Source organism: Priestia sp. ST2, assembly GCF_055810735.1.
Map to the genome: position 1 here is coordinate 1 of NZ_JBVVNT010000001.1, position 15,436 is coordinate 15,436.

The 15,436-nt window shown below is 38.6% G+C and carries 11 protein-coding genes and 3 tRNA genes; 12 read left to right on the top strand and 2 right to left on the bottom strand.

Annotated elements, in window-relative coordinates; all coding sequences use genetic code 11:
• Positions 1-47: 47 nt before the first annotated feature.
• From AC0KUU_RS00005 to AC0KUU_RS00040, 8 genes are all read left to right on the top strand, one after another.
• Positions 48-122, top strand: a tRNA-Asn gene (locus tag AC0KUU_RS00005).
• Positions 123-125: 3 nt separating this feature from the next.
• Positions 126-216, top strand: a tRNA-Ser gene (locus AC0KUU_RS00010).
• Positions 217-236: 20 nt separating this feature from the next.
• A tRNA-Glu gene (locus tag AC0KUU_RS00015) sits at positions 237-308 on the top strand.
• A gap of 293 nt (positions 309-601) precedes the next feature.
• Complete coding sequence (gene glgB, locus AC0KUU_RS00020) at positions 602-2,563, top strand: 1,4-alpha-glucan branching protein GlgB (RefSeq protein WP_043975848.1); 1,962 nt, start codon at positions 602-604, stop codon at positions 2,561-2,563.
• Positions 2,514-3,665, top strand: coding sequence for a glucose-1-phosphate adenylyltransferase (locus tag AC0KUU_RS00025; RefSeq protein ID WP_016765788.1), 1,152 nt, complete (start codon positions 2,514-2,516; stop codon positions 3,663-3,665). The genes glgB and AC0KUU_RS00025 overlap by 50 nt, the downstream gene beginning before the upstream one ends.
• A gap of 22 nt (positions 3,666-3,687) precedes the next feature.
• Positions 3,688-4,713 (top strand): glucose-1-phosphate adenylyltransferase family protein, encoded by a 1,026-nt coding sequence (locus AC0KUU_RS00030; RefSeq protein ID WP_025750736.1) that lies wholly within the window; start codon positions 3,688-3,690, stop codon positions 4,711-4,713.
• Positions 4,710-6,140 (top strand): glycogen synthase GlgA, encoded by a 1,431-nt coding sequence (glgA, locus tag AC0KUU_RS00035; RefSeq protein WP_043975855.1) that lies wholly within the window; start codon positions 4,710-4,712, stop codon positions 6,138-6,140. Before AC0KUU_RS00030 ends, glgA begins: the two co-directional genes overlap by 4 nt.
• Before the next feature lie 13 nt (positions 6,141-6,153).
• Positions 6,154-8,565, top strand: coding sequence for a glycogen/starch/alpha-glucan phosphorylase (locus tag AC0KUU_RS00040; protein WP_016765785.1), 2,412 nt, complete (start codon positions 6,154-6,156; stop codon positions 8,563-8,565).
• Between the two features lie 38 nt (positions 8,566-8,603).
• Here AC0KUU_RS00040 and AC0KUU_RS00045 read toward each other — a convergent pair whose 3' ends face one another.
• Both AC0KUU_RS00045 and AC0KUU_RS00050 read right to left on the bottom strand, forming a co-directional pair.
• On the bottom strand, positions 8,604-9,401 hold the full coding sequence (locus AC0KUU_RS00045) for a TIGR00266 family protein (protein WP_322552481.1): 798 nt from the start codon (positions 9,399-9,401) through the stop codon (positions 8,604-8,606).
• A gap of 94 nt (positions 9,402-9,495) precedes the next feature.
• Entirely contained in the window at positions 9,496-10,248 is a 753-nt protein-coding gene (locus AC0KUU_RS00050; protein WP_322552470.1) for a TraR/DksA C4-type zinc finger protein, read from the bottom strand.
• Between the two features lie 352 nt (positions 10,249-10,600).
• Between AC0KUU_RS00050 and AC0KUU_RS00055 the strand changes: the two genes are divergently transcribed.
• Genes AC0KUU_RS00055 through menB form a run of 4 tightly spaced genes read left to right on the top strand, consistent with a single transcriptional unit; the run spans position 10,601 to position 15,411 of the window.
• The gene (locus AC0KUU_RS00055) at positions 10,601-12,022 is read left to right on the top strand and encodes an isochorismate synthase (RefSeq protein ID WP_230182999.1); all 1,422 of its coding nucleotides are present in this window, start codon (positions 10,601-10,603) and stop codon (positions 12,020-12,022) included.
• The gene (menD, locus tag AC0KUU_RS00060) at positions 12,009-13,763 is read left to right on the top strand and encodes a 2-succinyl-5-enolpyruvyl-6-hydroxy-3-cyclohexene-1-carboxylic-acid synthase (protein WP_322552469.1); all 1,755 of its coding nucleotides are present in this window, start codon (positions 12,009-12,011) and stop codon (positions 13,761-13,763) included. Before AC0KUU_RS00055 ends, menD begins: the two co-directional genes overlap by 14 nt.
• Before the next feature lie 3 nt (positions 13,764-13,766).
• Positions 13,767-14,576: a 2-succinyl-6-hydroxy-2,4-cyclohexadiene-1-carboxylate synthase gene (gene menH, locus AC0KUU_RS00065; protein ID WP_322552468.1), complete on the top strand. Its 810-nt coding sequence runs from the start codon at positions 13,767-13,769 to the stop codon at positions 14,574-14,576.
• Positions 14,577-14,592: 16 nt separating this feature from the next.
• A complete protein-coding gene (gene menB, locus AC0KUU_RS00070) occupies positions 14,593-15,411 on the top strand; it encodes a 1,4-dihydroxy-2-naphthoyl-CoA synthase (RefSeq protein WP_013059564.1) in 819 nt (272 codons plus the stop codon).
• Positions 15,412-15,436 lie beyond the last annotated feature (25 nt).

A 15,436-nucleotide genomic window follows, 5' to 3' on the forward strand; every position in this document is an offset into this window, starting at 1 on the left:
TGATAAGCGTGAGGTCGGTGGTTCGAGTCCACTTAGGCCCACCATATTCCACAGTAGCTCAGTGGTAGAGCTATCGGCTGTTAACCGATCGGTCGTAGGTTCGAGTCCTACCTGTGGAGCCATACGGAGAAGTACTCAAGTGGCTGAAGAGGCGCCCCTGCTAAGGGTGTAGGTCGTGTAAGCGGCGCGAGGGTTCAAATCCCTCCTTCTCCGCCAGTCGTTTTAAATTCAAATATGGCCCGTTGGTCAAGCGGTTAAGACACCGCCCTTTCACGGCGGTAACACGGGTTCGAATCCCGTACGGGTCATCTCAAAAAGGTTTGCATATATGCAAACCTTTTTTATTTGCGCTTTTTTAAAGATTAAGTAAACAGAAATAATAGTTAGGAATAATTACCATGAATTTTCAGAATAAAAAGTAAGTTTTAAGCAGGATTTTCCCTATGTCATATGGAATTATTCATAAAGTAATAAAGTATGAAGAGTATGGGATAAAGAGCAATTTAAAAGAACATTTATTCTATTATATTTGTAGAAAAGGTTTATGTTTTTACTGTAAAAGGGAATGAGTGGTAAGAAGCGTATATTATGTGCGTATATTATGTTTGAAGTTAAAGGGGTGGCAAAAGTGAATCTAGCGGTTCAGCCTACTGAATTTGATGTTCATTTGTATCACGAAGGAAACTTATTTCGCAGTTACTCTATTTTCGGTGCGCATCAGGTAACGGTAGAAGGAATTGAAGGCGTACGATTTTGCGTGTGGGCACCTCATGCAAAGAGTGTAAGCGTTGTAGGTGATTTTAATAAATGGAACGGTTTTCAACATTCAATGGTTAAAGTTAATGAACAAGGTATTTGGATGACATTTATCCCTGAGTTAGAACAAGGGACTATTTATAAATATGAAATCATCACACAAAGCAATCAAAAAAAATTAAAAGCAGATCCATACGCTTTCTTCAGTGAAGTGCGTCCGAACACTGCGTCTATTGTTTACTCATTAGATGGGTACAAATGGAACGATCAATATTGGCGTAGAAAGAAAAAACAGCAAAATATATATGAAAGACCACTGTGTATTTACGAGCTGCATGCAGGGTCTTGGAGGACTCATGAAGATGGCAGCCTTTATACATATAGTGAATTAGCACAGGAGCTTATTCCTTATATTGCTGAACAAGGTTTTACACATATTGAGTTATTACCAGTCATTGAGCATCCGCTCGACCGATCCTGGGGATATCAAGGAATTGGATACTATTCTGCTACCAGTCGATACGGTACACCTAAAGAGTTGATGAACTTTATAGATGAGTGTCATCAAAATAATATAGGGGTTCTTTTAGACTGGGTACCCGGGCATTTTTGTAAGGATGAACATGGTCTGTATATGTTCGATGGAGAACCTACTTATGAATACAAACAAGAGCCCGATCGTGAAAATTACGTTTGGGGAACAGCTAATTTCGATTTAGGAAAGCCTGAAGTCCAAAGTTTTCTGATTTCGAACGCTTTGTTTTGGTTGGAGTACTTCCATATAGATGGATTTAGAGTAGATGCTGTAGCCAATATGCTTTATTGGCAAAATTCTTCTGGAAAAGCAGTGAATGATGGAGCTGTCAGCTTTTTGAAAAAGTTGAATGAAGCTGTTTTTGAATCTGATGAAACGATATTAATGATGGCAGAAGATTCAACGGACTGGCCGCTTGTTACAGCACCTACGTATGAGGGTGGTTTAGGCTTTAATTATAAGTGGAACATGGGATGGATGAATGACGTTTTAACATACATGGAAGCTGGCGTGGAAAGACGTCCCTATCTTCACGATAAAATGACCTTTTCACTAATGTATGCGTTTAACGAAAACTTTATTTTGCCGCTTTCTCATGATGAAGTCGTACATGGGAAAAAATCATTACTTAATAAAATGCCAGGTGATTACTGGCGCAAGTTTGCACAGCTTCGACTGCTATATGGATATTTCTTTGCACACCCTGGGAAAAAGCTTTTATTTATGGGCGGAGAGTTTGGCCAATTTGATGAGTGGAAAGATTTAGAGGAGTTGGATTGGATGCTTTATGATTTTGATATGCATCGCAATCTTAACGGATATATGAAGGATCTCATCAAGATTTATAAGAGAAGCAAGCCTTTATATGAATTAGACCATAATCCAGATGGATTTGAATGGATTGATGTTAACAACCATCATCAACAAATTTTCTCTTTTATTCGTAAGTCGAAAGAAAATCAGGAGATTTTTATAGTTGTTAGCAATTTTTCTGAGCATCCATATCATTCTTACAAAGTTGGAGTTCCAGTTGAGACAGAGTACATTGAAGTTATTAACAGTGATGACGAAGTGTACGGCGGTTCAGGTATTGTAAATAAAAAGGCATTAAAATCAGTGGATGAATCGTTTCACGGCCAACCTTTTTGCATTGAAATGAATATTCCGCCGTTTGGCATTAGTATACTACGAGCAAAGAGAAAACGAGGGGAGAGAAAACAACATGTTAAAAAAGAAATGCGTAGCGATGTTATTGGCAGGAGGAAAAGGTAGTCGGCTAAGTTCACTTACAAAAAATCTAGCAAAGCCAGCTGTACCATTTGGTGGTAAGTATCGAATTATTGATTTTGCTTTAAGTAATTGTACAAATTCAGGTATTGAAACAGTAGGTGTGTTAACACAATACCAACCGCTAGTTCTCAATTCATACATTGGAATTGGAAGCGCTTGGGACTTGGATCGACGGAATGGTGGCGTTACGGTATTGCCTCCATACGCGGAGTCAGATGGAGTAAAGTGGTATAAAGGGACGGCTAGTGCTATTTATGAAAATTTAAACTATTTAACACAGTATGATCCTGAGTACGTACTGATTCTATCAGGTGATCACATTTATAAAATGAACTATGAAAATATGCTTGATTATCATATAAACAAAGAAGCAGACGTAACGATTTCTGTTATTGAAGTACCTTGGGAGGAAGCGAGCCGTTTTGGTATTTTAAATACAAATAGTGACCTAGACGTAATGGAGTTCGATGAAAAGCCTCAGCGTCCTAAAAACAATCTAGCTTCCATGGGGATTTATATTTTTAAATGGAGTATTTTAAAAGAATATTTAGAAATGGATGCACGCAATCCATATTCAAGCCATGATTTTGGTAAAGATGTTATTCCGCTTTTACTAGACGAAAAGAAAAAGCTAATTGCATACCCATTCCAAGGTTATTGGAAAGATGTAGGAACTGTAAAAAGCTTGTGGGAAGCGAATATGGATTTGTTATGTGATAAAGACGAGCTTAATTTATTTGACTCTTCATGGAAAGTATACTCTGTTAACCCTAATCAGCCTCCTCAATATATCGCGCCAAACGCCTGCGTGGTGGAGTCATTAGTAAATGAAGGGTGCGTTGTTGAAGGAAACGTAGAGCAGTCCGTGTTATTTCCAGGTGTACAAATCGGCTCAGGTTCTGAAGTCAAGAAAACGGTTGTCATGCCTACTGCAAAGATAGGTTCTAACGTATATATTGAAAACGCTATTGTCCCATCGGATATTGAAGTTCCAGACGGTACTATTATTCGACCGACCAAAGGAAGCGAAGAAGTAATTCTTGTTACTCAAGAATTGATTGAATCAGTTGCTAAATGCATTTAACGAACAGAGAGGATGAACGACATTGAATAATCAAATGCTTGGTATTATTGATGCTTGTACAAACACAACAGCGCTGCAGCCTTTAACCTTTTATAGATCGATTGCTGCCATTCCTTTTGCAGGACGCTATCGATTAATCGATTTTACGCTTTCTAATATGGTGAACTCCGGAATTTCGAGCGTTGCCATTTTTCCCCGTGATCGCTATCGCGCATTGATGGATCATATAGGTTCAGGAAAAGAGTGGGATTTGGATCGGAAGCGAGATGGATTGTTTATCTTCCCTCCTATGACAAGTGATTTACACTTAGAAAGTCCATCACTATTCACGCAGTTCCGTTATCATATTGATTATTTCTTAAGAAGTAAGCAGGAATACGTATTAATTGCGAATAGTTATACGATATGTACAGTTGACTTTGAGCACGTGTTGCAACGTCATATTGCTTCAAATGCAGATATTACTGAAATGAAGCAGGGTGATAAATCGCTTAATATGTATATTATTAATAAATCTATTCTAGTTAATATTTTGCAAAATGAATCCCATGATTTTTATACGATTAAAGAAATGGTTCGATATATGGCACAATCTCATCGTGTAGAAAAGTATGAGCACCATGGATATACGGCTGAGATTTCTAGCTTAGATGCCTACTATAAAACAAGTATGGAAATTTTATCTCCAGATGTTTGGAAGCAGCTATTTATTAACGAACGTCCTGTTTTCACTAAAGTAAAAGATGAACCGCCTACTCGTTACGCAAAAAAAGCGGTTGTGAAAAATTCAATGATCGCAAACGGGTGCGTGATTGAAGGGCATGTGGAAAATAGTATTATCTTCCGAGGCGTTAAAATTGGAAAAGGTACGGTCGTTAAGAATAGCATTGTGATGCAAAAAGGCGTTATTTTAGAAAATAGTGTATTAGAAAATGTTGTTTTAGACAAAGATGTGAAAATAGGAAGTAATGAAACGTTGCTAGGTGAGTCAGGATTACCTAGAGTCATTGCTAAAGGAACAACTCAAGGAGCGTTGATGAAGTCGTGAATGTATTATTTGCTGTATCAGAATGTGTACCTTTTATTAAAACAGGAGGATTAGCAGACGTAGCCGGTGCCCTGCCTAAAGAATTAAAAAAGTTAGGAACGAACGTATGTGTAGTCATGCCAAAGTACGGAACGATTCCTCAACATTATCAAGATGAAATGGTGCTTGAAAAAGTTATTCATGTGCAGGTTGGGTGGAGAAGACAGTACTGCGGAATTGAATCGTTAACGATGGATGGCGTTAAATATATTTTCATTGATAATGAATATTATTTTAAAAGAGATAGCTTATATGGACACTACGATGACGCTGAACGATTTGCTTTTTTCAGCAGAGCTGTGCTTGAAGCTATCCCATTTTTAGAGAATGAGCCTGATATTATTCATTGTCACGACTGGCATACGGCTATGATTCCATTTTTACTTCGTGCTAATTATGATATGTATGATCATATTCAGACGGTCTTTACGATTCATAACTTACAATTCCAAGGAATCTTCCCTAAGAGCAATTTATATGAGTTATTAAATTTAAATGAATATTATTTTACTACAAGCCAGCTCGAGTTTTATGGGAATATTAATTTTATGAAAGCTGCGCTTGTATCAGCTGATAAAATTACCACGGTAAGTCCTACATATCGAGATGAAATTCAAATGCCATATTACGGAGAAAGTTTAGATGGATTATTGCGTCAGCGAAATCAAGATTTAATTGGGATTGTAAATGGAATCGATGAAGAAGCTTATAGCCCAAACGCAGATCAGCTTATATCTTATCCTTATTCGGTAGAAAAGATTGAAGGGAAATATAAAAATAAAAAAGAGCTCCAGCGCTATCTTGAATTAGAAGAAAATAAGGATGTTCCAATTATTTCGATGGTTACAAGGTTAACTCAGCAGAAGGGATTGGATTTAGTTAAGCACGTTTTCCATGAGACGGTTAACTTAGGAGCCCAAATTGTTATTTTAGGAACTGGAGAATACGAGTTTGAGCAGTTTTTCCGTGAGATGGAAGATACGTACCCGCAACAAGTAAAAGCTATTATTGGTTTTAATGAGGAACTTGCTCATAAAGTCTATGCCGGTACGGATTTATTTTTAATGCCTTCCCGTTTTGAGCCTTGCGGACTCGGACAATTAATAGCCTTAAAATATGGAACCATTCCAGTCGTGCGTGAAACGGGCGGCCTGAATGACACGGTCAAAGCTTATAATGAATATAGCGGAGAGGGAAATGGCTTCTCTTTTAAGAATTATAATGCTCATGACATGCTTCATACGTTAGAAAGAGCTGTTTCATTTTATCACCAGAAAGATGTATGGAAAAAATTAATGATGGATGCTATGAGTCAGGATTATAGCTGGGGGCAATCGGCATTTAAATATAATCAATTGTATTCAAATTTGACATCTACTCCATCGTGAAAGGGTGAGCAGATTGTTCTCTGATAAAAAAAGCTTTCAAGAGGCTTTTTTGAAAAAGCTGGAAATGACATATGGAAAGAGCTTTAAAGAATCTACTGTTCAAGATCACTATCATACATTAGGAAATATGGTGCGAGAGTATATTAGCAGCGATTGGATTTCAACCAATGAAATTCATAGGTCTTCACATACAAAGCAAGTGTATTATCTTTCTATCGAATTTTTACTAGGCAGACTATTGGGTCAAAATCTGTTGAACTTAGGAATTCGGGAAGTTGTAAAAGAAGGATTAAGTGATCTGAATATTTCACTTGAAAATATTGAAGAGATAGAAGTAGACGCAGGATTAGGAAACGGCGGATTAGGCAGGCTTGCTGCTTGTTTTTTAGATTCTCTTGCTTCACTTAATCTTCCTGGCCACGGTTATGGGATTCGCTATAAACACGGTTTGTTTGATCAAAAGATTGTAAACGGCTTTCAAATTGAGCTCCCAGAACAGTGGTTAAGGCATGGGAACTCATGGGAAGTACGTAAATTAGATCAAGCCATAGAAGTGAACTTTTGGGGCGAAGTTGAAATGGTACAGGAAGACGAAAAATTCTCTTTTCGTCATGTAAAAGGAGAACCCGTCTCTGCTGTTCCTTATGACATCCCGGTTATCGGGTATAAAACAGATACAGTGAATACACTTCGCCTTTGGAATGCGGAGCCTTCATCATTTCCAGTACATAAAGATGTGATGGAGTATAAGCGTCAAACAGAGGCTGTATCAGAATTTTTATATCCAGATGATACACATGAAGATGGTAAAATATTAAGATTGAAACAGCAATATTTTCTTGTATCAGCTAGCTTACAAAGTATTATCAGAGCACATCGAAATACCTATCAAACACTTACAAACTTTCACGAAAAAGTAGCCATTCATATTAACGATACTCATCCTGTACTTGCGATTCCTGAACTAATGAGAATTTTACTGGATGAAGAAAAAATGGAATGGGAAGATGCATGGCATATTACGTCCAATACCATATCATACACAAATCATACGACTCTTTCTGAAGCCCTTGAGAAATGGCCGATTGATTTATTTCAACCCTTGCTTCCACGCGTGTATATGATTATTGAAGAAATTAATGAGCGCTTTTGTAAAGAATTATGGGAATCATATCCAGGGGACTGGCAGCGGATTGAAAATATGGCTATTTTAGCGCACGGGTTAGTAAAGATGGCTCATTTAGCAATTGTGGGAAGTTATAAAGTAAACGGTGTGGCAAAGATTCATACTGATATTTTAAAAGAACGAGAAATGAAAGATTTTTATCAGTTTTATCCTGCTAAATTTAACAATAAAACAAACGGAATTACCCACCGGCGCTGGTTGTTAAAAGCTAACCCACAGCTTTCCTCCCTTATTACCGAGGTGATAGGAGATAAATGGATTAAACAGCCGCATTCTCTTATAAAGCTCCAAGAGTACGTGGAAGATCCAAGTTTTTTACAAGGACTAAAAACAGTAAAACAACAGCGTAAAAAGCTGCTTGCGGATATTATTCAAGAGCAAACGGGAATTAAAATAGATTCTAATTCTATTTTTGATGTACAGGTTAAAAGGCTTCATGCTTACAAAAGGCAGCTTTTAAATGTGCTGCACATTATGTATTTGTACAATCGATTAAAAGAAGACCCTAATTTTCAAATCGTTCCTCGTACATTTATTTTTGGTGCGAAAGCTTCTCCCGGCTATTATTATGCAAAAAAAGTCATCAAGCTAATTAACTCTGTAGCTGATGTTGTCAATAATGATCCACAAACATCACCGTTTTTAAAAGTCGTTTTTTTAGAAAACTATCGTGTGTCACTTGCTGAGTATATCTTTCCTGCAGCGGATGTCAGTGAACAGATTTCAACCGCCAGCAAAGAAGCTTCGGGAACGGGAAATATGAAATTCATGATGAACGGAGCGTTAACTCTTGGCACGATGGACGGAGCGAACGTCGAAATTAGCGAGGCAGTAGGAAAAGATAATGTCTTTATTTTTGGATTAAAAGCCGAAGAAGTGTTGAGCTATCAGCAAAATGGAGGATACCGTGCCTATGATTACTACCATCATGATAAGCGGATTCGACAAGTGCTCGAGCAGCTTACCAACGGCTTCCTGCCTGACACATATGACTTATTCGAGCCTATATATGATTCATTATTAATGCAAAATGATGAATACTATGTACTCCGTGACTTTGACTCATACGTTACGGCACAGCAAAAAGTAAACGAAGCTTATAGAAATGAAAATAAATGGCTTCAAATGAGTGCGACGAACATTGCACACTCCGGCTTTTTTTCTAGTGATCGAACGATTGAGGAATATGCATCTGATATTTGGGGAATTCATTCCACTAAAAATTTATTAAATCAATAAATAGAAAAGGTGTAGTCAAAGACTACACCTTTTTTATTTTATCTGTTGTCACCATTTAAGAAATCACCTAAAGAACCAAGGATACTGCCTTCACCTTTACCTCCCGTTGGGGAAACTGCACTTGATAAAACGCGATCGGCTAGTCTGCTAAAAGGAAGAGATTGAATCCAAACTGTTCCCGGTCCTGACAGAGTAGCAAAAAACATGCCTTCCCCTCCAAACAGAGCTGTTTTAATTTTCCCTACATATTCGATGTTGTAGTTTACATCACGGGTCATGGCTACTAAACATCCAGTATCCACACGAAGGCGTTCACCCGGCTGCAGCTGTCTTTTATGAATGGTTCCGCCTGCATGCAAAAATGCCAAGCCATTACCTTCTAGTTTTTGCATAATAAAACCTTCACCGCCAAAGAAGCCCGTTCCTAGTTTTTTTTGAAAATCAATGCCAACGGATACGCCTTTGGCAGCGCATAAAAAGGAGCTCTTTTGACAAATGATTTTATGCTCGAGCTGCTCTAAATCGACAGGAATAATCTTGCCTGGAAAAGGTGAAGCGAAAGATACTTTTCGTTTGTGATATCCGTTATTTGTATATACCGTCATAAATAAACTTTCACCAGTTAATACGCGTTTCCCAGCTCCTTTGAGTTTATTAAACAGCCCGCTGCTGTTGGAAGAAGAACCGTCACCAAAAATGGTTTCCATCTCAATATCATCTTCCATCATCATCATTCCTCCAGCTTCTGCTATAACACTTTCTGAAGGATCTAATTCAATTTCAACAAACTGCATGTCATCTCCATACAATTTATAATCAATTTCATGTGCATTCATCATTTTCACCTCATTATTAATTCTAATCTCCTATTCATTCGATGTCATCTCCTATAGCTCCTACTAAAAATAGAAAAAAGAGTAGTATGAAGAACTACTCCTTTTCAGTGTATGGATCTTTCTCATAGGCTGGTAAATCTCCAAATATGGTCATCGTACCTTCTTCATCCAGTGCATTTTCATATCGCTCATGCTCTTTTGAAGGGTAAATAGGAAGAGGCTGTCCATATAAATCGGTAGCGGCAAAGTTTTCATAATCTTCAACGTACCCAATAGCTTCATCTGCCTCAATATAGGTTTCACTATAGTTAGACGTATCTTCTATAAAATCAGAAGGAGATTCAGACGTCCCGTAACGCGCAACGTCTTGCCAAGAATCTTCTGCGTCATATCCTGTTGTTTCGGTATCGTCATAGTCGTATTGACCAAATGGGTGATGAAGAACATTTTCTTCTACAGGTCTGTGCTTTGGAATATCCTGTGATGGGCTATGTTCTCTACAGTATAAAGTAGTTGGTACAGCCTGAAGTCTTTCAAACGAGATATCTTCTCCACATACTTTGCACGTTCCATACGTGCTGTGAGCGATTGCCTGAAGTGCTTCTTCTATTTCATGTAGCTCTTGTTTTGCATGTTCATTTAGTGCAAGGTCTTTTTCACGCTCGTATGTTTCCGTGGCTGTGTCACCAGGGTGGTTATCGTAGCTTGAAAGTTCTCCTACAGCATCGTGAGCGTCGCTTCGAGTTAGACCAAAATGATCATTTTGATCAAAGTGCAATTGAATATCAGCCTGCTGCTGCTGTAAATTTTGTTTTAACTGACTGATTTCTTGTTTTGAAAGTGTCATGAAGCTCCCCCTTAAAAATTTATTGTGCTTTTGTAGTATGTGTTAAAAATTCAAAAAAACACGATTCATATTAGGAGTATTTGGGATATTCATGAAGCTAAGAGAGAAAAGGAGTGGAAAATTAAAGAAAGTTAAAGGTTATAGAAAAGGGTATGATAAAAATAACGTTCTCGAGGTCTAAAGAGTACTGAATAGATCATAAAGATTTTTGATTCATTTAATGAAAAGGCATAATTTAGACAAGCGAAATTAATTTTTTCTCGTGAATCGCGATGCTAGATTTTTTTGAACTGAAAGTTTATAATAAGTTAGTTACAGACTTAAGAAAAAAAGATGAACGGGGGGACGTAGTGTGATTGCAACGACCGAACAGTTAGTACAAGAATACATTAAAGATGCGATTGAGTGTGCAAAAAATGAAAATCAGCCAAAATTGGTCAGTTTAGTGAAAAAAGTAAGACCTATTGACCCCCTTATTTTTTATGCGAACGGACATGACCAGTTTTATAAAGAACGCTTTTTTTGGAAAGATCCCAACAGTTATTATACATTTGTTGGATTAGGATATGCGCATACTATTTGCACCAATGCGGCAAAAGAACGTTATTTCCACATTGAAAATGAATGGAAGCGCTTTATAAAAGAAGACTTTTATAAAAATAACCAAATTTCCCCTGATGGGACAGGTCCTCTTTTATTTGGAGGATTTTCATTTGACCCAAATCAGTATCGAGAAAACTATTGGAGTGATTTCCCGAGTTCAAAATTTATGATTCCAACTGTGTTATATACTCAGGCAGACAAAGAAGGATACCTTACCGTTAATATGATGGTTAAAGGACAAGATTCTGTTAAAAAGCACATCAATTATTTCGAAGAGGTCCAAAAACTTGTTCTTTGTGAAGAGTACGACGGGGAATCCCATATTTCACCTTTGCTGTTGGAAAAAGAGGAAATTGGGGTAGAGAAATTTAAAGGAAATATTGAAAGAGCTACTACTTTAATTAAGCAACAGGCTATAGAGAAAGTAGTTCTTGCTCGTCAATTAAAAGTAAAATTTAATGAAGATATTTCTACTGAATACGTGCTTCAGCGTCTGTTAAAGGAACAGCCAACTAGCTACACATATATTTTAGAGGGAGAGCATCAGCATTTTATCGGCGCTTCCCCAGAAAGGCTAGTGCAAAAACAAGGAGATTATGTGTTTTCCACATGTTTAGCGGGTTCGATTCCAAGAGGAAAGACAAGGCAGGAAGATCACGAACTAGGTGAGGAATTGCTTCAAGATCCCAAGAACTTAATTGAACACGATGTTGTTGTTCATATGATTAAAGAAGCAATGAATTCTTATTGTTATGAAGTAGAAATTCCAAGTACGCCAAGTTTATATAAAACAAAGCATATTCAACATTTGTATACACCTGTTAAAGGGCGTATAAAGGAAGATGTAACGCTATTTTCATTTATTCAAAAGCTCCATCCAACACCAGCGCTAGGAGGATATCCTCAACAGGAGGCCTTGCCTATTATTCGACAGCTAGAATCCTTTGACCGAGGGTGGTATGCAGCTCCTTTAGGATGGATGGATATCAACGGAAACGGTGAATTTATAGTAGGAATCCGCTCCGCTGTTATTCAGCAGCAAGAAGCCGTTTTATTTGCGGGCTGTGGAATTGTAGCAGATTCTACGCCTGAAAGTGAATATGAAGAAACAAGAATTAAATTCAACCCGATGCTTTCAGCTTTAGGAGGGATTATGCGTGGAACACATTAAATCATTAACAACGTATATTGCGTCATTCGTGGATGAATTAGTAGAAGCAAATGTTGAAGAAGTAGTGGTCAGTCCAGGGTCACGTTCAACGCCTATTGCGATGCTTATGGCTGAGCACCCTGATATTCATGTGCACTTAAATATTGATGAGCGTTCCGCCGGCTTTTTTGCTCTAGGAATAGCAAAAGCAAAGAAAAAACCAGTGGCGCTTGTATGTACATCTGGAACAGCTGCAGCGAATTATTATCCTGCAGTAATTGAAGCTCACTATTCACGCATTCCTTTAGTAGTTATCACAGCGGATCGGCCGCATGAGTTAAGGGATATAGGTGCCCCGCAGGCCATTAATCAGAATCATCTTTTCGGTCAATATGCGAAGTGGTTTGTAGATACAGCTTTACCAGAAGAAAGTGCAGATATGAATCGTTATATTCGAACAGTAGCTTCAAGGGCTGTTCATACAGCTCAAGCTATACCGAGCGGTCCTGTACACATTAACGTACCTTTACGTGAACCGATTGTACCAGATTTATCTATTGAAGATTTATGGAGTCAAGGGAAACGCGGTAAAGCATATGTGTCTGCTATTCATGGAGAAGCATCTCTATCTGAAAAAGGTTTCGAAGAAATTGCGAAGCGCTTAGAGGGAACAACAAAAGGACTTATTATATGCGGAGATCAAATGTCTTTAAAAGCAGCAGACAGCGTATGCCGTTTAGCTGAATCTTTAAGCTTTCCAGTGATCGCAGATCCGTTATCACAATTAAGAAGCGGCAAGCATTCAAAAGAAAATGTAATAGAGACATATGATACATTTTTAAAAAGTGATAAGGTTGATGAGCGTTTTTATCCGGAAGTTGTCATTCGTTTTGGCGCGATGCCGGTATCGAAACCGCTATTGCAATTTTTGAAAGCCCACGAGCCGAAAGAAATGTTTGTAGTTGACCAAGGTAAAGGCTGGAGAGACCCTACTTTACGTTCGACAGTGATGATTGAAGCTGATGAGACATTATTTTGTGAAGAACTGATCAAGCGTCTTTCAGCGAATCAAGAGGAGTCTACTTCATGGCTGAGTCTGTGGAAAAAGATTAATGCTCAAACTGCACAGGCTCTGAGAACATTAACTTCCGGCCAGGAATGGTTCGAAGGACAAGTAGTTCAAGAAATTGTTGATGTAGTACCTGAAGGCACGGCTTTATTTGCTGGAAATTCAATGCCTGTTCGAGATATTGATTCTTTCTTCTTAAATACGGAAAAAGATATTCCACTCTTTGTAAATCGGGGTGCAAATGGAATTGATGGTGTAGTTTCGTCTGCTCTAGGCGTAAGCACGGCTTACGATCACACCGTTTTATTTATTGGTGACTTATCGTTTTATCACGATTTAAATGGTCTGCTGGCAGCTAAAATGCATAATTTAAATTTAACCGTTGTGCTAGTTAACAATGACGGCGGAGGAATTTTTTCATTTTTACCGCAGTCAAAACAAGAAAAGCACTTTGAATTTCTATTCGGTACGCCAACTGGATTAAACTTTGAGCATGCCACTCGTCTGTATGATGGCACATTTTCTTCAGCAAGCAGCTGGGAAGAATTTCGACATGCAATGAACCATGCTTTCACAAAAGGCGGTTTGCATGTTGTAGAGATTCGTACAACTCGTACAGAAAATGTAGAGACTCATCGCAGTTTGTGGAAACTTGTTTCCGAGGAAATAAATTTGTCAAACGGTGAGGAATAGGCAATGATGTATCAATTAGGTGGTGTATCTTACTATGTGCACACCGAGGGAAAAGGAGAGCCGCTGCTTCTGCTTCACGGCTTTACCGGCTCTTCTCAAACTTGGCGTACCTTTATGAAGAAATTCGCTAAAGACTATCAGGTAATTGCTGTTGATATTATTGGTCATGGCCAATCAGCAGCTCCCAAAGAAATCAAACCATATTCAATGGAAGCAGTTGTTGAAGCACTGCATGAGCTTCTTCAACAGCTATCTTTATCACAGGTGAATGTAATTGGATATTCGATGGGAGGAAGGCTTGCTCTTTCATTTGCCCAGCGATATCCACACCATGTGAAAAAGTTGGTATTAGAAAGCGCATCGCCTGGTTTAAAAACGCGAGAAGAACAAAAGCTAAGAAAAGAAAAAGATGAACAGCTGGCGAGCCGCATTATGAAAAATGGAATTGAAGAATTTGTGAACTTTTGGGAGGGAATTCCTCTTTTTAGTTCTCAAAAGCAATTGCCTAGCCATGTTCAAGAAGCGGTGCGTAAAGAAAGACTTTCGCATACAGAAATCGGCCTTTCCAACAGTTTGAAAGGAATGGGAACAGGAGTCCAGCCGTCCCTTTGGGAGAAGCTGGACGATCTGTTGATGCCGGTTTTGCTTATTACAGGAGAAGTAGATCAAAAGTTTTGTTTAATTTCCAAAGAAATGCAAACATTAATACCAAATGCTACTCCTAGAATTATTTTAGGGACAGGCCATGCAATTCACGTGGAACAACCCGAGATTTTTGGTAGAATAGTAAGTGAGTTCTTAGCTACTACATAATTAGGAGGAAATAAAGATGACAGTTGAATGGACATCAGCACGTCAGTATGAAGACATTTTATACGAAACATATAACGGAATCGCTAAAATTACGATTAACCGTCCGGAAGTGCACAATGCATTCCGTCCAAAAACGGTAATGGAATTGATCGATGCATTTGCTTATGCTCGTGACGATGCAAGTATTGGAGTAATTGTATTAGCAGGTGCTGGAGATAAAGCATTTTGCTCAGGCGGAGACCAAAAAGTTCGCGGCCACGGCGGCTATGTAGGAGAAGATGAAATTCCACGTCTAAACGTTCTGGATTTACAGCGTTTAATTCGCGTAATTCCAAAGCCGGTTGTTGCGATGGTATCAGGCTATGCAATTGGCGGAGGCCACGTTCTTCATGTTGTATGTGACTTAACAATTGCAGCGGATAACGCAGTCTTTGGGCAAACAGGTCCTAAAGTGGGAAGCTTCGATGCAGGATATGGCTCTGGTTACTTAGCTCGCATCGTAGGTCATAAGAAAGCGCGTGAGATCTGGTTCTTATGCCGTCAGTACAACGCTCAAGAAGCACTAGACATGGGATTAGTAAACACGGTCGTTCCATTAGAACAGCTTGAAGCTGAAACAATTCAATGGTGTGAAGAGATGTTAGAAAAAAGTCCAACCGCTCTTCGTTTCTTAAAAGCAGCATTTAATGCTGATACGGATGGCTTAGCTGGTATCCAGCAATTTGCGGGTGACGCAACGCTTCTTTATTACACAACCGATGAGGCAAAAGAAGGTCGCGATGCATTTAAGGAAAAACGCAATCCAGACTTCCAACAGTTCCCACGTTTCCCTTAAACAGCTGAAACAGCTTGGTGATTAT

Bases quoted from the DNA above. Each gene is read 5' to 3' on its own strand.
- glgB (WP_043975848.1), top strand. From the start codon at position 602: ATGTTTGAAGTTAAAGGGGTGGCAAAAGTGAATCTAGCGGTTCAGCCT.
- AC0KUU_RS00025 (WP_016765788.1), top strand. From the start codon at position 2,514: ATGTTAAAAAAGAAATGCGTAGCGATGTTATTGGCAGGAGGAAAAGGT.
- AC0KUU_RS00045 (WP_322552481.1), bottom strand. From the start codon at position 9,401: ATGAATGCACATGAAATTGATTATAAATTGTATGGAGATGACATGCAG.
- AC0KUU_RS00050 (WP_322552470.1), bottom strand. From the start codon at position 10,248: ATGACACTTTCAAAACAAGAAATCAGTCAGTTAAAACAAAATTTACAG.
- menH (WP_322552468.1), top strand. From the start codon at position 13,767: ATGATGTATCAATTAGGTGGTGTATCTTACTATGTGCACACCGAGGGA.
- menB (WP_013059564.1), top strand. From the start codon at position 14,593: ATGACAGTTGAATGGACATCAGCACGTCAGTATGAAGACATTTTATAC.